Origin of the sequence: Halarcobacter mediterraneus (assembly GCF_004116625.1) — a bacterium.
In the GTDB taxonomy this organism is placed as follows: domain Bacteria; phylum Campylobacterota; class Campylobacteria; order Campylobacterales; family Arcobacteraceae; genus Halarcobacter; species Halarcobacter mediterraneus.
Window position 1 is genome coordinate 410,894 of sequence record NZ_NXIE01000002.1, and the last position, 19,099, is coordinate 429,992.

The window sequence follows — 19,099 nt, forward strand, 5'->3', positions numbered from 1 at the left end:
TAAAAATTGTCCCTACTTCTACACAAATCTAAATGATACTGTACCTAAATCTTGAAACTTCACTGTTACATTATCACCTTTTTTTACACTTGTTGCAGCTGTAATTGCTCCTGAAAGGATATACTCTCCAGCTCTTAATTTTTCGCCACGTTCTGCTAACATATTTGCAAGCATAGCAATTGCAGTGGCTGGATGTCCAAGAACAGCAGCTCCTGCTCCTAATTCCACAATTTCACCATTGATTTCCATAACAACTCCAAGAGTTTTCAAATCAAGTCCATCAATACTTCTTGCTTGTCCACCTGTTACATATCTTGAAGATGATGAATTATCAGCAATAACAGATTTTAAATCAAATTTAAAATCTTTATATCTTGAATCAATAATCTCAACAGCAGGCATAACAAAATCAGTTGCAGCTAAAACATCTCCAATATGACAACCAGGTCCACTTAAATCACTTTTTAAAACAAATGCAATTTCTGCTTCAACTTTTGGATGAATTAATTCATCAATCTTAATTTCTGCTCCATCACCATATGAAAAATAATCAGCTAAATATCCATAACAAGGATTTGGTACACCCATTTGCTTCATTTTTGCTTGTGAGGTAAGACCCATTTTCATACCTACAATTTTATGACCTTTAGCTTCTTTATTTGCTCTTGCAGTCCATTGAATATCATAAGCATCTTCATAGGTCATATCTGGATAATCATCTGTAATTTTAGTTATCTCATATGCTTGTAATTCAGCATCTTCACAATGATGTGCAAGTTTTTCTATAGTTGCTTTATCTAAACTCATTATATTATCCTCTCTCTTTTGCCATATCTAATGCTAAATCTTCAATCATATCTTCTTGACCACCTACCATTCCTCTTCTTCCAAGTTCTAATAAAAGTGTTCTTGCATCAATTCCATATTTTTCTTGAGCTCTTCTTGCAAATAATAAGAATGAAGAATAAACTCCTGCATACCCAAGTGTAATAGAGTCTCTTGAAATTCTTGTTGGTTTCCCCATAATAGGAAGAGCAATATCTTCTGCTGCATCTTCTATTTTATGTAAATCAATTCCAGTTTCTACCCCCATTCTATTTAATACAGCAACTAAAACTTCAGTTGCTGTATTTCCAGAACCAGCTCCAAAACCTGCTAAAGAAGCATCTATTCTAGTAGCTCCTGCTTCAATTGCCGCTAAAGAGTTTGCAACGCCCATTGACATATTATTATGTCCATGAAAACCTATTTCAATATCATCTCCAAACTCTTTTTTAAGTATTGCTATTCTTTCACTTACATCATCAGGTAACATATATCCAGCTGAATCTGTAGCATAGATACAATTCGCACCATAAGAAACCATTTTAGAAGCCTCTTCTAATAACTTCTCAGGAGTTACCATATGTGCCATCATTAAAAATCCAACTGTATCAAGTCCCATTTCAACTGCTGCTTTTATATGCTGTGCTGATACATCAGCTTCAGTACAATGAGTTGCTACTCTAACTGTTGATATTCCTTTTTCTACAGCTCTTTCCAAATCTTTTACAATTCCAATTCCAGGAAGTAATAAAGCAGAAACTTTTGCATTTTTTACACTTGATACTGCTGTTTCAATCCACTCTTCATCTGTATGTTTTCCATATCCATAGTTAAGAGAACTTCCACCTAAACCATCTCCATGTGTTACTTCAATCATAGGAACACCTGCTTCATCCATAGCTTTAGACATAGAAGCCATTTCTTCTAATGTAAATTGATGTCTAATAGAGTGCATACCATCTCTTAAAGACATGTCATGAATTGTTACTTTCTTACCTTTTAAATTCATGTTATGCTCCTTTAATTTTTTCAGCCATTTTTTCTGCTATGTTTGTTGCAGCTGCTGTAATAATGTCTAAGTTTCCAGCATATTTTGGTAAATAATCTCCTAATCCTTCCACTTCAAGGAAGATAGAAACTTTATTACCATCAAATACTGGTCCATTTTTTAACTTATATCCAGGTACAAACTGCTGAATTTTTTTTACCATTTCTTGAACAGATTTTGTAATTTCTTCTTTATTTGGCTCATCAACTGTTTGACAATGAACTGTATCTCTCATCATAAGTGGAGGTTCCGCTGGATTTAAAATAATAATTGCTTTACCTTTTTTTACATTTCCAACTTTTTCAATTCCAAGGGCTGTTGTTTCTGTAAATTCATCAATATTAGCCCTTGTTCCAGGACCTGCTGATTTTGAAGCAACAGTTGCAATGATTTCAGCATAATCAACTTCTTGAACAGAAGAAACAGCTGCAACCATAGGAATAGTTGCTTGTCCACCACAAGTTACCATATTTACATTTTGTGTATTTTGAGCTAATAATTCATCAATATTAACAGAAGGTACACAAAATGGTCCAATAGCAGCAGGAGTTAAGTCAATAACCATAACTCCTTGTTCAGCTAATTTTCTATTATTTTCTCCATGAACATAAGCAGATGTTGCATCAAAAGCAATTTTTACTCCATCTTCTTTTATGAAGGGAAGTAAACCATCAACACCTTCATGGGTTATTTTCATTCCAGCATCTTTTGCTTTTTTTAATCCATCAGACTCAGGATCAATACCTACCATCCATAAAGGATTTAAAATCTCACTTCTTTGAAGTTTATACATCAAGTCTGTTCCAATATTTCCAGACCCAATTAAAGCACAATTAATTTTTTCCATTTCTAATCCTTTACCTTATACGAATCTACACGAAGCAGAACCGATTCCACCAATATTAATTGTCATATTATCTCCTGCTTCAATGGTTACCATTGCACATAAAGCTCCTGATAAAATAACCTCTCCAGCTTTTAATCCAACACCATAAGAACCTAGAGTATTTGCAAGCCAAGCTACTGCATTTACAGGACTTCCAAGAGCTGCTGCCCCTGCACCTGTATGTAGTAGTTCACCATTTCTTTCTAAAGTTATTCCACAAGTAGTTAAATCAACATCTCTTGGGTCAACACCTTTACCACCAAATACCATATAACCACAAGAAGCATTATCTGCAACTGTATCTTGAATTTTGATTTTCCAATCTTTAATTCTAGAATCAACTATTTCAAAACAAGGCATAACAAACTTTGTAGCTTTTAAAACATCTGCTGTTGTTACACCTGGCCCCATTAAATCTTCTTTTAAAACAAAAGCTATTTCACCTTCTGCCTTTGGTTGAATCATTTTATTTGTTACATCAATTACATCACCATCATTAAAAATCATATCTGATAAAAGATATCCAAAATCTGGCTGATGAACACCTAGCATATTCATAACTACTTTTGATGTTACACCTATTTTTTTACCAATGACTTTTGATTTATCATCTTCTAATCTTCTAGTTAAAAAATGGTGTTGAATTGCATAAGCATCTTCTATAGTTGAGTCTGGCTCTCTATTAGAGATTGGCTCAATTGTATAGTTTCCTTTTAATGCTTCATATAATTCATTTCCATACTTTTCAATTTTTTCAGTATTCATTGCCATAACTTAACCCTTACATCTTTATACATACATTTTTTAATTCTGTATAGAATTCAAGTGAATAATGTCCACCTTCTCTACCAATACCAGAACCTTTCATTCCACCAAATGGTGTTCTTAAATCTCTTAAGAACCAAGAATTAATCCATACAATACCAGATTCTATTTCACTTGCAACCCTATGGGCTCTATCTAAATTTTCTGTGAAAATTGTAGACGCTAAACCGTAATTTGTATCATTTGCCATTTTAATCACCTCTTCTTCAGTATCAAAAGGTGCAATATGACAACAAGGTCCAAAAACCTCTTCTTTTACTACAGTTGCATCTTCAGGTAAACCTGTCCAAATAGTTGGTTCAACAAAAAAACCATTTGCTAATTCACCTTCCATTTTAGGAGCTCCGCCACCAAGAATTATATTTGCACCCTCTTTTTTTGCAATATCATAAAATTCTAATACTTTATCTCTATGAGCTGCACTTACTACTGGTCCCATATCTACAGATTCATCATTGTGTTGCCCAAGTTTTAATTTTGAAGCTGATTCTTTAAGTTTTTCAACAAATTCATCAAAGATAGGTCTTTGTACATAAACTCTTTCTGTTCCTAAACATACTTGTCCTGAATTTGCAAAACAAGATCTTGTAGTTTCACGAATAGCTTTTTCCATATCACAATCAGCAAATACAATAGCTGGGTTTTTACCACCAAGTTCTAATGATACATCTCTAACTCCATGAGAACAAGCTTGCATAATCATTTCACCAGTTTTTGTTTCACCCGTAAAAGTAATTGCATCTACATCTTTATGAGAAGTTAGTAAATTTCCAGTAACACTTCCTTTACCTTGAACAACATTATAGGCACCAGCAGGTACTCCAACTTTACTCATAACTTCACCAAGAAGTGATGTAGTAGTTGGTGTAACTTGTGATGGTTTTACAACTACTGTATTACCACAAGCCATTGCTGGACCAACTTTCCAAGTCATAAGAAGTAAAGGTAGATTCCAAGGAGAGATTACTCCTATTACACCTTTTGGTTTTCTAACACTATAATTGAGCATATTTCTTCCATCAGGAGTATCTGCTTTATATACTTCTTCTGCATGAGATTTCATAGTATCTGCAAATACTTTGAAGTTTGCAGCACCTCTTGGAATATCAATATGTCTAGCAATTGAGTATGGTTTACCAGTATCCAAACACTCAGCTTCTAAAAAATCATCAAATCTTCTATCGATTTCATTTGCTATTTCATACATCATAGCTATTCTATCGTTTAACTTCATTTGGCCCCATTCGCCAGTTAGTGCAGCTTTAGCAGCAGCAACTGCTGCATTAACTTCATCTTCTCTACCTAATGCCACTTGAGATAAAATTTTTCCATTCATTGGATTTATATTTTCAAAGAATTCACCACAAGATGAATCCATAAATTGTCCATTTATATAGTGTTGTACTTTATTCATTTTCTAATCCTATTTTTGTAATTGCGTATTTTGCGCAAATAATATCTTCTTCTTCTGTTCCACCTGAAACACCAATTGCACCTATTTTTATACCTTTTTCAAAAATCGGCATCCCTCCTCCAAAAGGAATTAATCGTTCCCTATTTGAAAATCCTTGTTCCAAATGAGGCATACTTTTGAAAATTGTAGTCCATTGAGCTGTTGGAAAACCAAAACTTGAACTGGTATAAGCCTTGTCTTTAGCAATTTCTATAGAATGAATAAAAGAGTTTTCCATTCTTAAAAATGCCATCTCTAAGCCTTTATTATCAGTAACAGATACATTAATTGCTATTTTTAACTCTTCTGCTTTTTCAACTGCACAAAGACAAGCTTCCATTGCCGCTTGTCTTGATATAGTTTTTTCAACTATAGTATTCATAAAAAAACCTATTTATATGCAGAGAGAGTATATGCTGTTGTAAATGCACCATTTTCAATACCTGTATGGTAGAAAATCCCTCTCCATAATTCATCTTCTGTCCAGGTAACTGTTGGCATATCTGGTTGCATTAAATAACCTAATCCTGCAAAGGTTTCTAATCTATGTCCAGATGGATCAAAGAAATAAATTGTTTCTCCTCTTGTTATTCCATGTCTTTGAGGGGTTACATCTATTTTTACATCATGCATAGCCATAACATCAGCAGCTCTTAAAATATCATTCCACCCATCTAGAAAGAATGCAAAATGATGCATACCAGTTTTAGGTCCTGCAACAAAAGCAATATCATGAGGAGTAGAAGTTCTTGCTAACCATGTTGCAGCTTGTAAAGAACCTTCTGGACCTACACATACTTGTTCTGCTAAATTAAATTCTAAAACTTCTTGAAAAAACTTTGTTCCCGCCATAACGTTCTCAGGACCTTCGCACATTAATAAAACATGGTCAATCCAATGGGCTTTTATTCCTTTTCCTTCAAAAGGCCAAGGTCTTGGGTTTGTATCACCTACATCTTTTCCAACAAAAGTTTTTTCTGCGTATAAATGAAAAATATGACCACTTGGTGCAGTAAACTTTAATGATCTTCCACACTCAGCTAAAACACCTGCTTCTAAAAGTTCTGTTGAAACTCCATAGGCTTCTATTTTTTCTTTTAAATCATCAATATCAGAATCTTTTTCAACTTTATATGCTGCTGTATTAAAAGTAGCTTCTTCACTTGGTCTAAGAATTAAACTATATTTATCCCACTCATCCCAACACTTAAGATATAATGTTCCATTATCATCTTCCCTTACTACGTTCATACCCATAATGTTTTCATAATAAGTTCTTGACTTATCTATGTCTAAAACATTTAAGTCAATATGTCCAAGTCTCATAACTCCACTCATTTTTTCTCCTTAAAATTAGTTTCCTAAGATATATACATTTTTATCAATATTTGATATGGTTTTAGGAAGGAATTCTATTTTCATATCTGTTTTTGGTAAAACCTTACAAGCTAAAACAATGTTATTGTTTTCATCTTCTTCAGAGATATGTTTTCTATTCATTTTTAATTTTGAATAATCTCCATTTGAAATATGAATTTTACATACACCACAGGCACCATTATGACAGCCTTTAGGAACTAGATTTTCATAGATGCTTAATCCATCCATCAAGTTTTTGTTTTCATTACAAGTATGGTTTCTAGCTTTATCTTTAACCAAAATATTATATTTCATAGTATGCCCTCCTAACTAGTACTCTTAAAAAGTCAATCAACTTTTTAACTATGAGAACTTTACTTTAAAAAATTCGCAGATTAATCGCAATAGGAAAGATTTCATAAAAATTTGAAAATTAAAAGGCAAAGGGCTTATAAAAGCTCCTTTTTATAGCTAATTTGAACTATTCTCTTCTAATTTATCTATTAAAGTTTTTACAGAAGATATAGAGCTGGAAAACTGTTCTTTTTCTTTTTTTGTTAGTTGTTTTTCTATAATTTTCTTTGCTCCACTTTTACCTAAAATAATAGGTACACCAGTAACTACATTTTCATAACCAAATTCACCTTCTAATTTAACAGCACAAGGTAAAATTACTTCTTTATTTTCTAGTATTGCTTCTAACATTAAAATAACACCTTGAGCTGGAGCATAATAAGCTGAACCATTTTTTAATAGTTTTACTATTTCTAAACCACCATTTTTTGTTTTTTCTAAAACATCATTTATTTCATTTTCATTTAAAACTTCATCCAAAGAAACACCTTCAACTTTTGTTTCTTTAATAAGTGGAACCATTTCATCCCCATGCCCACCTAAAACCATAGCTTCAACTTTTTTATTTCCTATTTTCTTTTTTATAAAATGTGCCATTCTTGAACTATCTAAGATTCCTGCCATTCCTATTACTCTATTTCTAGTCCATTTAGAAACTTTTAATGCGGTATAAACCATTGCATCTAAAGGATTTGAAACTATTATTAAAATGGCATCTTCATTATATTTAACAATATTTTGAACAATTGTATTCATTATTTTTGCATTTGTATATAATAGATCATCTCTACTCATTCCTGGTTTTCTTGGAACTCCTGCTGTAATAACAACAATATCACAAGCTTTAAACTCTTCATCTTTCGTTATGTCTTGAATTAAAGTTTTTGAGTTAACCGAACTTGCTGCTTGTGAAATATCAAGGGCCATTGCTTTTGTAAAATCTTCTCTTAAATCTTTTAATAAAATTTCATCACATATATTCTTCAATGCTAAATTATATGCAATCGTAGAACCAACGTTACCAACACCTACTATTCCAACTTTTTTATATCTCAATATCTAACTCCTAAAAAAAATTCTCAAACATTATATAAAATATTATTCGCAAATTATTCGCTTCATTTAACAAAGATTTTTTTCTATGATATAATTAAAAAAAGGTGAAAAATGCTTAAAAATACTTTCTTTTTAAATACAAATAAAATTGCAAAAAGATTTTCAATAACCTATATTTTGGTAGGTTTAACTGGTATATTTTTTTTAGATAAAATTATAAATCTTATTTTAGAGAATAATACTATTTCAACAAACAGTATCTTGACTTTTAATATTTTATTTATTATTTCTACTGGTATTATAATTTATTTAACCATTAATCATATGCAAAAAGTTATAAGAAATGTAGAAAAAGCTTATAATGACTTAAAACAAAAAGAAAAAGATAGATTAGCTCCTTATGAGTTTTCCCTTGACCACTCTGTAGATGCTATTCATTGGTTTACTTTAGATGGAAAATTTATTTATGTAAATGAAGCTACCTGTAAAATGTCTGGATATACAAAAGAAGAGTTTGAACATATGTACTTAGAAGATGTAGACCCAAATTTTACAAGAGAAACCTCACCTAATTGTATGCAAGATATAAAAAATACTCCAAATTGGCGTCTTGAATCAACACATAGAAGAAAAGATGGAAGTTCTTATCCTGTTGAAGTTTCTGGTCATGCCTTTACCTACAATGACAAAGAGTATATTTGTGCCTTTGCTAGAGATATGACACAAAGAATAAAAAATAGAAATAAAATTACAACTATAAATAAAGAACTAGAAAACTCTTTAAAAGAAAAAGAAATCTTATTAAAAGAGATACACCATAGGGTTAAAAATAATATGGAAATCATATCTTCTTTACTTAATATGCAAGCATACAAATCAGATGATAAAAAGTTTAAAGATGCAATGAAAGAAAGCCGTAGTAAGATTCATTCAATGGCATTAGTTCATGAGTTTTTATACCTTGGAGAAAACCTTGCCTTTATAAATGTAAATGAATATATAGAAAGATTGCTTGAAGACATTAAAGAGTTATATATTTCACAAAACACTCATATTCAAATTGATTTAAATCTTGATGTTATGGAGTTTTCAATAAATAGATGTATTCAAGTTGGAATGTTACTACATGAATTATGTGTAAATGCTTTAAAATATGCCTTTAAAGAAAATAGAGAAAATCTCTTATGCGTACATATGAGATTGATAGAAGATAAAATTCATATAAAAATAAGAGATAATGGAGAAGGTCTTAAAGATATAAAAGAACTTGAAAAATCTGAATCTATAGGAATGCAATTAGTTCATTCAATAGTAGATTTTCAACTTCATGGAACAATAGAGTTTAAAAATAATAATGGTTTAGAATGTAATATTATTTTCCCAAAAAAGGAGATTAAATGAATAAAATAAAAATTTTAATAGTTGAAGATGAACCAATAATTGCACTAAATTTAAAACAAGTACTAATAGAGTTAGGATATGAAGCTTTTGGAATAGCAAATAACAGATGTAATACATTAAAGCTTTTAGATGAAAATAAAAAAACTCCTGATTTGATATTAATGGACATTTATCTTCAAGGTCCCACTACAGGAATTATGCTTGCCAAAGAGCTAAAAGATACATTAAAAAATGTGCCTATTATATTTTTAACTGCAAATTCAGAACTTGCAACTATAAAAGAAGCTTCAGAAACATTAGCTTATGGTTATTTAATAAAGCCATATAAGAAAAATCATCTTCAAGCAACAATTGAAGTAACAATGAAAAAAGCTTATGAAGATAGAAAAGCTTCATTAGATCTAAACTCAATAAAAAATATAAATAAATCTTTAGAACAACAATTACAATTAGATTTAGAAAGTAAATCAAGAACAGTAAAATTGAAATATGGATATCTTTTTGATAAAGAGAAACAAAACTTATACTTTGGAGATGAATTAGTTAAGTTAACAACAAAAGAATTAGCTATTATTTCAATACTTTGTAAAAGTCCAGGTCAAATAATTTCCCAAGAACAAATTGAATATGCAATTTGGCAAAATGAACCTGCTGGGTATGCAGCTTTTAGATCTGTCTTATTTCGACTAAGGAATAAAATACATAAAGATTTAATAATAAACCAAAATAATTCAGGGTATAAAATACAAATGTTGTAAAATCATAAATAATTATGATTTTACAATATAATTAAATTAATGAAAACAACATTTTTATACTTAAAACTAAAGGAATAAAAGAAAATAGTTTTTTCATTAAATCTACGTTTATTTTATGAACTAACATAACTCCTATAGGAGCAGTTAGATAACTTGCACTTGCTACACAAAGTAAGGCAGGGAGTGAAACAAAACCTAAAGTATAAGTATCCATAGAAGTATGAGCCCAACCATTAATAATATACCCTAAAGTACCAGAAATAGCTATAGGAAAACCTATAGCAGAAGAAGTTGCAATAGCTTTTTTTATATCAATATTTTGAACTAGCAAATATGGAACACTCATAATTCCACCACCAATAGATACTAAAGAAGATAAAGCCCCAATTAATCCACCTGAAATAATATGTGTTTTTGCACTAAAGATTTTACTTTCAGGTTTAGGTTTTTTCCCTATAAACATTACAATTGAAGAATACAACATAAAACAAGCAAAAATTATAGATAAGTAAAAAGAATCCAATTTAGAAGCTATAAATGTAGCTATAAATGTTCCTATTATAATTCCAGGAACCATCATTTTGACAACTTCCCAAATAATTGCTTTTTTCTTTTGTTGAGCTTTAATACTAGAAATAGAAGTAATAATTATAATAGCCATTGAAGTTCCCAAGGCTAAGTGAACAACATTACTTTCATCAATTGTCTCATGACTTAAAAATATAACAGTTAAAATAGGAACTATAATTCCTCCTCCACCTATTCCAAAAAGACCTGATATAATACCAACAAAAGAACCTAATAATAAGAAATATATTATTGTTTGCATATCTAACATAAGTTATCCTTTTAAATAGTTCCTATTTTAAAGGAACCTCGTATTCTATAACTACTTTTACGGTATTTATAAAAAATACCTAAAGTAGCAAATTCTAAAGGACTTTAAGAATAAAGTCTATTATTAAAGAAAAGATACAATTAAAAATTGTATCTTTTAAATAGATTTAAAAAGAGGACTTCTTATTGCATCAGAATGTAAATCAGCTTTTGAAAAAAACTTTTCAGTATGAATATCTTTTTCAAATAATCTTCCTTGCATTAAAACTTTAATACATGCATCACTCATCATAGGAGGTCCACATAAATAAGCTTTATTACCATCAAATTTTCCTTCATACATTTTTTTAGCCACATCATTTGTAAATCCAACTTCACCTTTCCAAGAGGAATCCTTATTGTCAGATAAAACTGGAATATATCTAAAATTTTTATGCTTTTTTTCTAAATCTCTAAACATATCAGCATAATAAAGTTCTTCTTCATTTCTAGCCCCATGAAATAAAGTAATATCTTGAGTACATCCATTTTCTAACTCATCTAAAATCATAGATTTAGGACTTGATAAACCTGAACCACCTGCAAAGAAAATCATAGGTTTATTTGCTGATTTTTTAACAAAAAATCTTCCAAATGGTCCGGTTATTTTCCTTCTATCTCCAACTTTTACATTTTGATGAATCCATGGTGTTGCTTCTCCATCAGGTATTATTCCAATATTTAATTCAATTACTTTTCCACTACTTGGTTCATTTGCCAAAGAAAATGCTCTTGGTTCTTCAAAACCTGGTACATGATAATTTATATATTGTCCAGCTTGAAAATCTAACTCTTCATCAAGTTCTAACCAAAGACCTAAAATTCTTGGAGTTAACATTTCTCTTTTTATAACAGTACCCCAAACATCTTTTACAGGAATACTTCTTGCATCAACATCAACATCAATATCTGCTTCTATAACAACATCTTCTTCTACTGTTGCTGTACAAGCTAAACAATAACCATCTTCTCTTTCAGCATCCATTAAAGCAAAAGAAGATGCAGCACCATAATCAACTTCTCCTTCAAGAATTTCAACCTTACAAGTGCCACATAAACCATGATTACAAGCATGGGGTAAATATACCCCTTGTCTTAATGCTGCATCAAGTAAAGTTTGATTTTCTTGAACATCAACAATATCACCAGTTGGTTCTATCTCTAATTTACAAGCCATTTTATGCTCCTACTTTTCCTGTTAAAGTTGGTGTTGTAAATTGAATAAAAGACTTATGACCAACACCATTTTCTTTTAAACTTTTTGAAAAATCTGGTTCAATAACTTTTCCATCTACTTCCCAAATCACTTCTAGATTTTCAAAATCTAAATCCTCATAATCTGGTTCAACTTTATATGTAATTGGTATCAAATCTGAAATAATTGCTCCAAAAGGCATTTCTGGAGGTAAAGGAAATGCTCTTGGCGAAGAGACAACTCTATGTCCATACCAATATAAATATACTACTTGATTCCCATTAAAGTTTTCAACTGAATCTTTCATTATGATTGGATATTCTCCGATTGATTTTATTGACATTTTATCTCCTTAATTATTTTTTAGTTTATTCCACATAGCTTCATCAGGAGAACCTACGTAATCTAAATTATCTACACCATTTTCAATTTTATACCATTTTAATACCTCAGGGATAGTTGCTCCACCACAATTCCCTTGGAAAATCTGATGAGGAGGTAACCAAGCTTGAGTATATTTTTCAGGTTGTTTCTCAAATACATGCTTACAACCTTTTGAACAAAAATGAAACTTCTCACCATTAAACTCTGAGGTTTCATGGGTATAAACATGAGGGTTTCCACCTTCTATATCCGTAAAACCTAAAGGAATTTGACAAGTTTGACAAATAATAGGTAAAGTCTCAGAGTAAAATCTTTCACCTTTTTTTTCTAATTCAATATATCTTTCAAACATTGGTCTATAATATTTATCAAAAGTATCTGGATACTTTTCACTTAGCCAATTCATTTTCTCTTCATCAGGCATCCATGTATGAAAAGCAGCTGCATTTGTATGGTTATAGAAAATATTCCATACTTGGTGAGATAAGTGACCTTTTTCTGCAATAATTGTATTTATTGTATCTGTTGGTAATTCAATTCCATATCTCTCTAAATCTTTATATAAAGCAATACAGTTTTGTTCAATATACAACTCAACTGACTCTGCCCATGAAGTTGGAGAATTTGGTAACATATAATCCATCATCATTGCTACAAGGCCTAATAATCTATATCCTCTCCATAACCATTTATCCATCCACTCTTGAACAATTGGAACATTATCTGGATCTTGCTCTAAGATAAATTTAATTGCAGATAAACCTAAAGTCATATGTCTTGATTCATCACTTTGAGCAGAGAACCCAAATGTAACAGTTGCCATATCTCCATTATATGCAGCTCCACTCATAAATGGAACAAATAATAAACTTGTTAAAACAAATTCAAAAGAGAATGAGATTGCTGTTAAAAACTCAAATGGTCCTGCTGTACTTGCATCATCACCAAAAGATTTTGGAACAGAAAGATACCAAACTCTATCATGTGCTTTAGCATAATCATGGAAACCATCAAAATATTTATTATAATGACTCATTGTATGAACTTGAGTTTGAAAGTGTCTTAATTCATCAATAGCTTGCATTTGACAAGCAATAGAAGCACCCTCTCCTCTAAAAGCTCTTGCAACATGAGAAAAACCTTGTACAACTTTATATTCTAAAGGTGTTACTCCTGTTAAAAATAGTTTTAAGGCATTTACATATCTCGCATCTGAAATATTTTTTTGTGCATTATTTTGAGCAAAAGCATCAATAATAGAATAAAGTTTTTTATCTTTTTCAGCTTGTAATTTCCAATACGAATCCATAGTCATTCTAAAAGGATCTTCCCAAGCTTCCCAATCATGTATTTTAATACCTTCCATTTTTAAATATGGATAAACATCTTCAGACTTTTGATAAGTTGGATCCCAACCAAGTCTTGTCATATATTTATATTGTTCTTTTTTATTTAATCTTTTTTTTCTCTGATTTATACTCATAATATCTCCTTTTTAGTTATCCCAGTAAACTACAAATTGTTCATCATCTTCTTCAACTTGACCACCTAAAGAAATCAATACTAATTGCAACTCTTCAGGATCCCATTCTCTACCTAAAACTTCTGATACTGTTGATGCATTTACTTCGATTCTACCTTCTCTTTCAATTTGAATCATGGCAGGTTTATTAGTAATTATTACACCCTCATTATCTTCTTTTATAGCTTGGGCAATAGCTCTTCCATCTTCTGTTGCCTGTAAACATAATAATGCTACACTTGATGACATATTTTTTCCTTTTTATAAATTTATTCCTGATTTAGCCAATCTTTGTAATAAAGACTCTTTAACTTCTAAAATCAAGTTTTCTTTACTTTCACTAAATGTTGTTAAGTCTTCCATAACCTTTTCTATAATAGAAATATCTTCTTCTATCCAAGTTTTTAATAACTCTTTATTTTCATCAGATTCTTTAGCCATCACTTGAATAACATTATCTATCCACTTTATTGTTTCTTCATACCATGAAGTAATAAATTCTGTTAGCATTGCAACCGTGGATTCATTTTCTTTAAATAACTCTTTTGAGAATTCATTAACCATTAAAGGAATAACAAAACTATCAAATACAACATTTTGTTTTACAAATAGTCTAATTGGGTCTTTAACAATAAATGAATCCTCAACTGCTTTTCTTAAACCTTGCCATTTAGAAGAAGAAAGCCAATTTTCTTTACCCTCATCAAGTTTTGATACTTCATTATTTGAAAGTAATAAAATCATCTTAGTTATATGTTGAGCCATTCCTAATCTATCTTCTGCATGGAAAAGGCAAGCAGACATCATAGCCGTACCATAAACTCTATCTACAATTGCTAGATTATTCATATTTGCACCATATTCATAATGTCTTAATGGTGTTAAATACTCAAAAACTTTATTTAAATGTTCTGGTTGTATAAATTGAGCTAATTCTCTTTTTCCTACGAAATCAAAACTCTGTTCATTTGCACTATTTTGACTCGCTCTTGTAGAAACATAAGACATATAATGAAACTTTCTAGGGTCTAATAAATCATACCAATCTTCCATTTTTATCTGAGTTCTATTTTTATCATAAATTTCAAACTCTGGTTCCCACTGAGGTCTGTAATGAAAACTTTCTGTTGGTTGAGCATCATACATTGCTTCTTCATATCTTGAAGCAGGTCTATCTTCTCCAAATCTCTCAATAATATGACCAAAAGTATGTCTTTTTGGTTCAATCTCAATATTTGCAATATTTAATTCCATTTTTTCTCCTTAATTAATTTAAGCCATATTTCCAGTTTTGATTATCAATTAAAAGTTCTCTTTCTTGTTCTTTTGAAAAAAAAGAGACTCTATTATTGCTACAAAATTGGATAAATGCTTTAAATGGTAAAAGTAATTCAACATACATTGAAGCTTCACCAATTGCAAAATAAAACTCTACAAATCCATCTTCTTTTATTTCGATAATTTGTACAAATTTCTTTTTGTTTGGCATCAATTCATACATACAACCTCCTCATAAGTTTGTTTTACTTTTTTTGAACAAGTGAATGCTAAAAGAATAAAATCGCATTTTTGTCGCGAAAAAAAATTAAATATGAAAATTTTGTTAAAATGTCATAAATTAAAAAGGATTTATATGAATAATTTTTTTAAATCAATTTTCAAACTAAAAGTATTACCCTTATTTTTACTTTTTAGTATATTCATTATATTTATAACCCAAGGACTTGATATTTATTTTGAGCATAACCCTTCGGAAGATGAAGAGTTATTTACTTATATATTTATCTTTTTTCTATTTACAATTACTATTCTTTTTTTAATAATTAATCATCTACAAAAAGTAATTAATACTATTGATAAATCCTATAAGGAACTTAAGATAAAAGACAAGGAGAGATTAATGCCCTATGAATTTGCTTTAAATAATTCTGTTGATGCAATATATTGGTTTACCCTTGATGCAAAAATAATATATATAAATGACGCAGCTTGTGAGATGTTAGGATATACAAAAGAGGAGTTAATAGGTCATCCTTTAGAAAAATTTGAACCAAATTTTAATCGCCAAACTGCAATAGAAATAATGCATAAAATAAAAAATACTCCAAATTGGTTCTTAGAAACAACACAAAGAAGAAAAAATGGAGAGGTTTTTCCCGTTGAAGTTTCTGGTCATGGATTTGAATATATGAATAATAAATATATCTGTGCTTTTGGAAGAGATATTAGCCAAAGGATTGAAAATAGAAATAAAATCACAAATATGAATATAGCTCTTCAAAAATCCCTTGATGAAAAAGAAATTTTACTAAAAGAGATTCACCATAGAGTTAAAAATAATATGGAAATAATATCATCTTTACTTGCTATGCAACTTAGACGAGCTAGAGATGATGAAGTTAAATATATTTTAAAACAAAGTAAAAGTAGAATAGGTACAATGGCTTTAGTTCATGAGTTTTTATATTTAGGAGAAAATCTTGCACATATAAATTTAAAAAATTATATAAAAAGATTAATTGAAGACATTAAAGAATTATATATTTCAAATAATACAAAATTAGATGTTGATTTAAATATAGACCAATTAATATTTTCTACAAATAGATGTATTCAAATTGGAATGTTAATTCATGAACTCTCTGTTAATTCGTTAAAACATGCCTTTAAGGAGAGTAGAAATAATTTACTTTGTATTCATATTAGAAATTATGATAACAACATTTATATGACAATAAGAGATAATGGTGAAGGTATTCAAAATATTAAATCTTTATATAGAACAGACTCTATAGGAATGCAACTTATTCATTCAATTGTAGAAGATCAACTTGATGGAACTATTGAATTTAGAAATAATAGAGGCTTAGAATGTAATATAATTTTCCCAAATGAAGAAGAGGAGGAAGAACTATGAAAAAAATAAAAATTTTAATTGTTGAAGATGAATCAATTATAGCATTAAATCTAAAAGAAACATTGCTTGATTTTGGATATGAGCCTTGTGGTATAGCACCTAATAAATGTAAGACTATGAAACTTTTAGAAAAAGGTATTAAACCTGATTTAATTTTAATGGATATTTATTTAAAAGGTCCTACAACAGGCATTGAATTAGCAAAAGAATTAAAAGCGATTCTTCCTGAAACTCCTGTTATTTTCTTGACAGCTAATTCAGAATTAACAACTATTCAAAAAGCTTCAGAGGCTTTAGCATATGGGTATATAATTAAACCTTTTAAAAAAGATGCCCTTAGAGCCTCTATTGAAATTGCATTAAAAAAAGCATCTAATGACTCTTCAACTTCTACAAAACTAGGTGCAATTGAAAATGTAAATAAGACATTAATTCATCAATTAAATATGTCTACAGAAAAAAGGTATAGAACGATACAATTAAAATATGGCTACCTTTATGATAGAGAAAAAAATATACTCTATTATGGAGATGAACCTGTAAAATTAACCCATAAAGAGTTAAAGATTATTGAGCTTTTATGTAAAAGTCCTGGACATTTAGTATCCCAAGAACAAATTGAATATGCAATTTGGCAAGATGAACCAGCTGGATATGCTGCTTTTAGGTCAGTTTTATTTAGACTTAGAAATAAAATACATAAAGATTTAATATTAAATCAAAATAATACAGGATATAAAATCCAATTATTAAATCATTAAAGAGTATCATTCAAAGAATATTGCGAATTAAAAACGAATATTTTTAAATAGAATAATTAAAATTATATAGGAGTAATAAATATGGATTTAAAAATCAAAGGGAAAATTGCTTTAGTTACAGGTTCAACACAAGGAGTAGGATTTTCAACTGCAAAAAAATTATGTGAAGAAGGTGTTAATGTATATATAAATGGAAGAACAGAATCTAAAGTAAGTACAGCTGTTCAAAAATTAAAAAATAAATTCCCTGAAGTAGAAATAAAAGGAATTGTTGCAAACCTAAAAGATATTCAAGGCTGCAACTATTTAATTTCTAAAATACCTCATCTGGATATATTAATAAATAATCTTGGTGTATTTGAACCAAAAAACTTTGAAGATATCACAGAAAATGAATGGCTTGATATGTTTAATATAAATGTAATGAGTGGAATAAGACTTTCTCAACATTATTTATCAAATATGATAGAACAAGATTGGGGGAGAATTATCTTTATTTCAAGTGAATCAGCATTACAGATTCCAAAAGAAATGATTCATTATGGTATGAGTAAAACTGCTCAAATTTCTGTTGCAAGAGGTATTGCAGAACTTACAAAAGGAACAAATGTTACTTCAAATTCAATTATACTAGGACCTTCAAAATCAGAAGGTGTTGCACAATTTATGGAAAATTTAGGGAAACAAAACAATCAAACTTTTGAAGAAGTAGAAAAAGACTTTTTCAAAAATGTAAGACCTACTTCACTTTTACAACGATTTGCTCAAGTTGAGGAAGATGCCAACATGATTGTATATATTGCAAGTGCTTTATCAAGTGCAACAAATGGAGCTATTTTAAGAGCTGATGGAGGAGTTGTACAATCAGCATTTTAAATCAAAAAGATTTATGAAAAAATGTAATATAATACGAGCAAAAAGGAATTTAGATTGCTTAGACTTGGTTCAAACTCTCCTACAAGAGCACTTATCTTAAAAAAATTTGGGATTGATTTTATTCAAAATGGTGGAAATTTTGATGAAGATTTAATAAAAACTACAAATCCCAAATCTTTTTGCTATGAAGCTACTAAGGGTAAATTTAACGAATTATATAAGAAATATGGAGTAAATGATATGCCATTACTTGTATCAGATTCAGTTGTAACTTCAAGTGGTGAGCTTCTTAGAAAAGCAAAAGATAAAGCAGATGCAAAAAGAATGTTAGAACTTCAAAGTGAAAGTGAAACATCAGTCATCACTTGTATGATTTACAAATCAATGAAAAAAGAAGTAATTGATATTTCTATTACGACATATGAGTTTGGAAAGTTTGATGAAAAACATATGGACGAATATATTAACTCTGGGGAATGTTTTGGGAAAGCAGGGGCAATTATGGTTGAAGGCTTTTGCAAACCTTATATAAAAAGTGTTAAGGGATATGAAAGCACAGCTATGGGCTTATGTGCCGAAAAGTTACTACAATTTATATAGTAG

At 29.8% G+C, this 19,099-nt stretch carries 22 protein-coding genes; 6 read left to right on the forward strand and 16 right to left on the reverse strand.

Annotated features, from left to right (window positions below; all coding sequences use genetic code 11):
- Positions 1–18 precede the first annotated feature (18 nt).
- From dmpH to CP965_RS06220, 9 genes are all read right to left on the reverse strand, one after another.
- On the reverse strand, positions 19–807 hold the full coding sequence (gene dmpH / locus CP965_RS06180; protein WP_206732260.1) for a 2-oxo-3-hexenedioate decarboxylase: 789 nt from the start codon (positions 805–807) through the stop codon (positions 19–21).
- Between the two features lie 4 nt (positions 808–811).
- Positions 812–1,834 (reverse strand): 4-hydroxy-2-oxovalerate aldolase, encoded by a 1,023-nt coding sequence (gene dmpG / locus CP965_RS06185; protein ID WP_129061210.1) that lies wholly within the window; start codon positions 1,832–1,834, stop codon positions 812–814.
- 1 nt (position 1,835) lies between these two features.
- Positions 1,836–2,720, reverse strand: a complete 885-nt coding sequence (locus CP965_RS06190) for an acetaldehyde dehydrogenase (acetylating) (RefSeq protein WP_129061211.1) — start codon at positions 2,718–2,720, stop codon at positions 1,836–1,838.
- A gap of 15 nt (positions 2,721–2,735) precedes the next feature.
- Positions 2,736–3,530: a 2-oxopent-4-enoate hydratase gene (dmpE, locus tag CP965_RS06195; RefSeq protein WP_323807968.1), complete on the reverse strand. Its 795-nt coding sequence runs from the start codon at positions 3,528–3,530 to the stop codon at positions 2,736–2,738.
- A 10-nt stretch (positions 3,531–3,540) separates the two neighbouring features.
- The gene (locus CP965_RS06200) at positions 3,541–4,998 is read right to left on the reverse strand and encodes a 2-hydroxymuconic semialdehyde dehydrogenase (RefSeq protein ID WP_129061212.1); all 1,458 of its coding nucleotides are present in this window, start codon (positions 4,996–4,998) and stop codon (positions 3,541–3,543) included.
- Entirely contained in the window at positions 4,991–5,419 is a 429-nt protein-coding gene (locus tag CP965_RS06205) for a GlcG/HbpS family heme-binding protein (RefSeq protein WP_129061213.1), read from the reverse strand. Before CP965_RS06205 ends, CP965_RS06200 begins: the two co-directional genes overlap by 8 nt.
- Before the next feature lie 8 nt (positions 5,420–5,427).
- The gene (locus CP965_RS06210) at positions 5,428–6,375 is read right to left on the reverse strand and encodes a catechol 2,3-dioxygenase (RefSeq protein WP_129061214.1); all 948 of its coding nucleotides are present in this window, start codon (positions 6,373–6,375) and stop codon (positions 5,428–5,430) included.
- Positions 6,376–6,390: 15 nt separating this feature from the next.
- A complete protein-coding gene (locus CP965_RS06215) occupies positions 6,391–6,711 on the reverse strand; it encodes a 2Fe-2S iron-sulfur cluster binding domain-containing protein (protein ID WP_129061215.1) in 321 nt (106 codons plus the stop codon).
- A 156-nt stretch (positions 6,712–6,867) separates the two neighbouring features.
- Positions 6,868–7,806 carry a malate dehydrogenase gene (locus tag CP965_RS06220; RefSeq protein ID WP_129061216.1) on the reverse strand — a complete coding sequence of 313 codons (939 nt, stop codon included), beginning with the start codon at positions 7,804–7,806 and terminating at the stop codon, positions 6,868–6,870.
- A 111-nt stretch (positions 7,807–7,917) separates the two neighbouring features.
- Here CP965_RS06220 and CP965_RS06225 point away from each other — a divergent pair, with 111 nt between their 5' ends.
- Both CP965_RS06225 and CP965_RS06230 read left to right on the forward strand, forming a co-directional pair.
- The gene (locus tag CP965_RS06225) at positions 7,918–9,207 is read left to right on the forward strand and encodes a sensor histidine kinase (protein ID WP_129061217.1); all 1,290 of its coding nucleotides are present in this window, start codon (positions 7,918–7,920) and stop codon (positions 9,205–9,207) included.
- Positions 9,204–9,965 carry a response regulator gene (locus CP965_RS06230; RefSeq protein WP_129061218.1) on the forward strand — a complete coding sequence of 254 codons (762 nt, stop codon included), beginning with the start codon at positions 9,204–9,206 and terminating at the stop codon, positions 9,963–9,965. Before CP965_RS06225 ends, CP965_RS06230 begins: the two co-directional genes overlap by 4 nt.
- Positions 9,966–9,996: 31 nt before the next feature.
- On the opposite strand, the gene CP965_RS06235 is transcribed toward CP965_RS06230, so the two are convergent.
- From CP965_RS06235 to CP965_RS06265, 7 genes are all read right to left on the reverse strand, one after another.
- Positions 9,997–10,803, reverse strand: a complete 807-nt coding sequence (locus tag CP965_RS06235; RefSeq protein WP_129061219.1) for a sulfite exporter TauE/SafE family protein — start codon at positions 10,801–10,803, stop codon at positions 9,997–9,999.
- 156 nt (positions 10,804–10,959) lie between these two features.
- Positions 10,960–12,018: an NADH:ubiquinone reductase (Na(+)-transporting) subunit F gene (locus CP965_RS06240; RefSeq protein WP_129061220.1), complete on the reverse strand. Its 1,059-nt coding sequence runs from the start codon at positions 12,016–12,018 to the stop codon at positions 10,960–10,962.
- 1 nt (position 12,019) lies between these two features.
- Positions 12,020–12,379 (reverse strand): phenol hydroxylase subunit P4, encoded by a 360-nt coding sequence (locus CP965_RS06245; RefSeq protein ID WP_129061221.1) that lies wholly within the window; start codon positions 12,377–12,379, stop codon positions 12,020–12,022.
- A 9-nt stretch (positions 12,380–12,388) separates the two neighbouring features.
- Positions 12,389–13,903 carry a YHS domain-containing protein gene (locus CP965_RS06250; protein ID WP_129061222.1) on the reverse strand — a complete coding sequence of 505 codons (1,515 nt, stop codon included), beginning with the start codon at positions 13,901–13,903 and terminating at the stop codon, positions 12,389–12,391.
- Between the two features lie 12 nt (positions 13,904–13,915).
- Complete coding sequence (locus CP965_RS06255; protein WP_129061223.1) at positions 13,916–14,191, reverse strand: MmoB/DmpM family protein; 276 nt, start codon at positions 14,189–14,191, stop codon at positions 13,916–13,918.
- Positions 14,192–14,203: 12 nt separating this feature from the next.
- On the reverse strand, positions 14,204–15,196 hold the full coding sequence (locus tag CP965_RS06260) for a ferritin family protein (protein ID WP_129061224.1): 993 nt from the start codon (positions 15,194–15,196) through the stop codon (positions 14,204–14,206).
- A gap of 13 nt (positions 15,197–15,209) precedes the next feature.
- Positions 15,210–15,443: a phenol hydroxylase subunit gene (locus CP965_RS06265; RefSeq protein WP_129061225.1), complete on the reverse strand. Its 234-nt coding sequence runs from the start codon at positions 15,441–15,443 to the stop codon at positions 15,210–15,212.
- Between the two features lie 132 nt (positions 15,444–15,575).
- On the opposite strand from CP965_RS06265, the gene CP965_RS06270 reads away from it, so the two are divergent.
- From CP965_RS06270 to maf, 4 genes are all read left to right on the forward strand, one after another.
- Positions 15,576–16,859, forward strand: a complete 1,284-nt coding sequence (locus CP965_RS06270) for a sensor histidine kinase (RefSeq protein WP_129061226.1) — start codon at positions 15,576–15,578, stop codon at positions 16,857–16,859.
- Positions 16,856–17,620 (forward strand): response regulator transcription factor, encoded by a 765-nt coding sequence (locus CP965_RS06275; RefSeq protein WP_129061227.1) that lies wholly within the window; start codon positions 16,856–16,858, stop codon positions 17,618–17,620. Before CP965_RS06270 ends, CP965_RS06275 begins: the two co-directional genes overlap by 4 nt.
- A gap of 81 nt (positions 17,621–17,701) precedes the next feature.
- Positions 17,702–18,496, forward strand: a complete 795-nt coding sequence (locus tag CP965_RS06280) for an SDR family NAD(P)-dependent oxidoreductase (RefSeq protein WP_129061228.1) — start codon at positions 17,702–17,704, stop codon at positions 18,494–18,496.
- Positions 18,497–18,550: 54 nt separating this feature from the next.
- On the forward strand, positions 18,551–19,096 hold the full coding sequence (maf, locus tag CP965_RS06285) for a septum formation inhibitor Maf (protein ID WP_129061229.1): 546 nt from the start codon (positions 18,551–18,553) through the stop codon (positions 19,094–19,096).
- Positions 19,097–19,099: the final 3 nt, after the last annotated feature.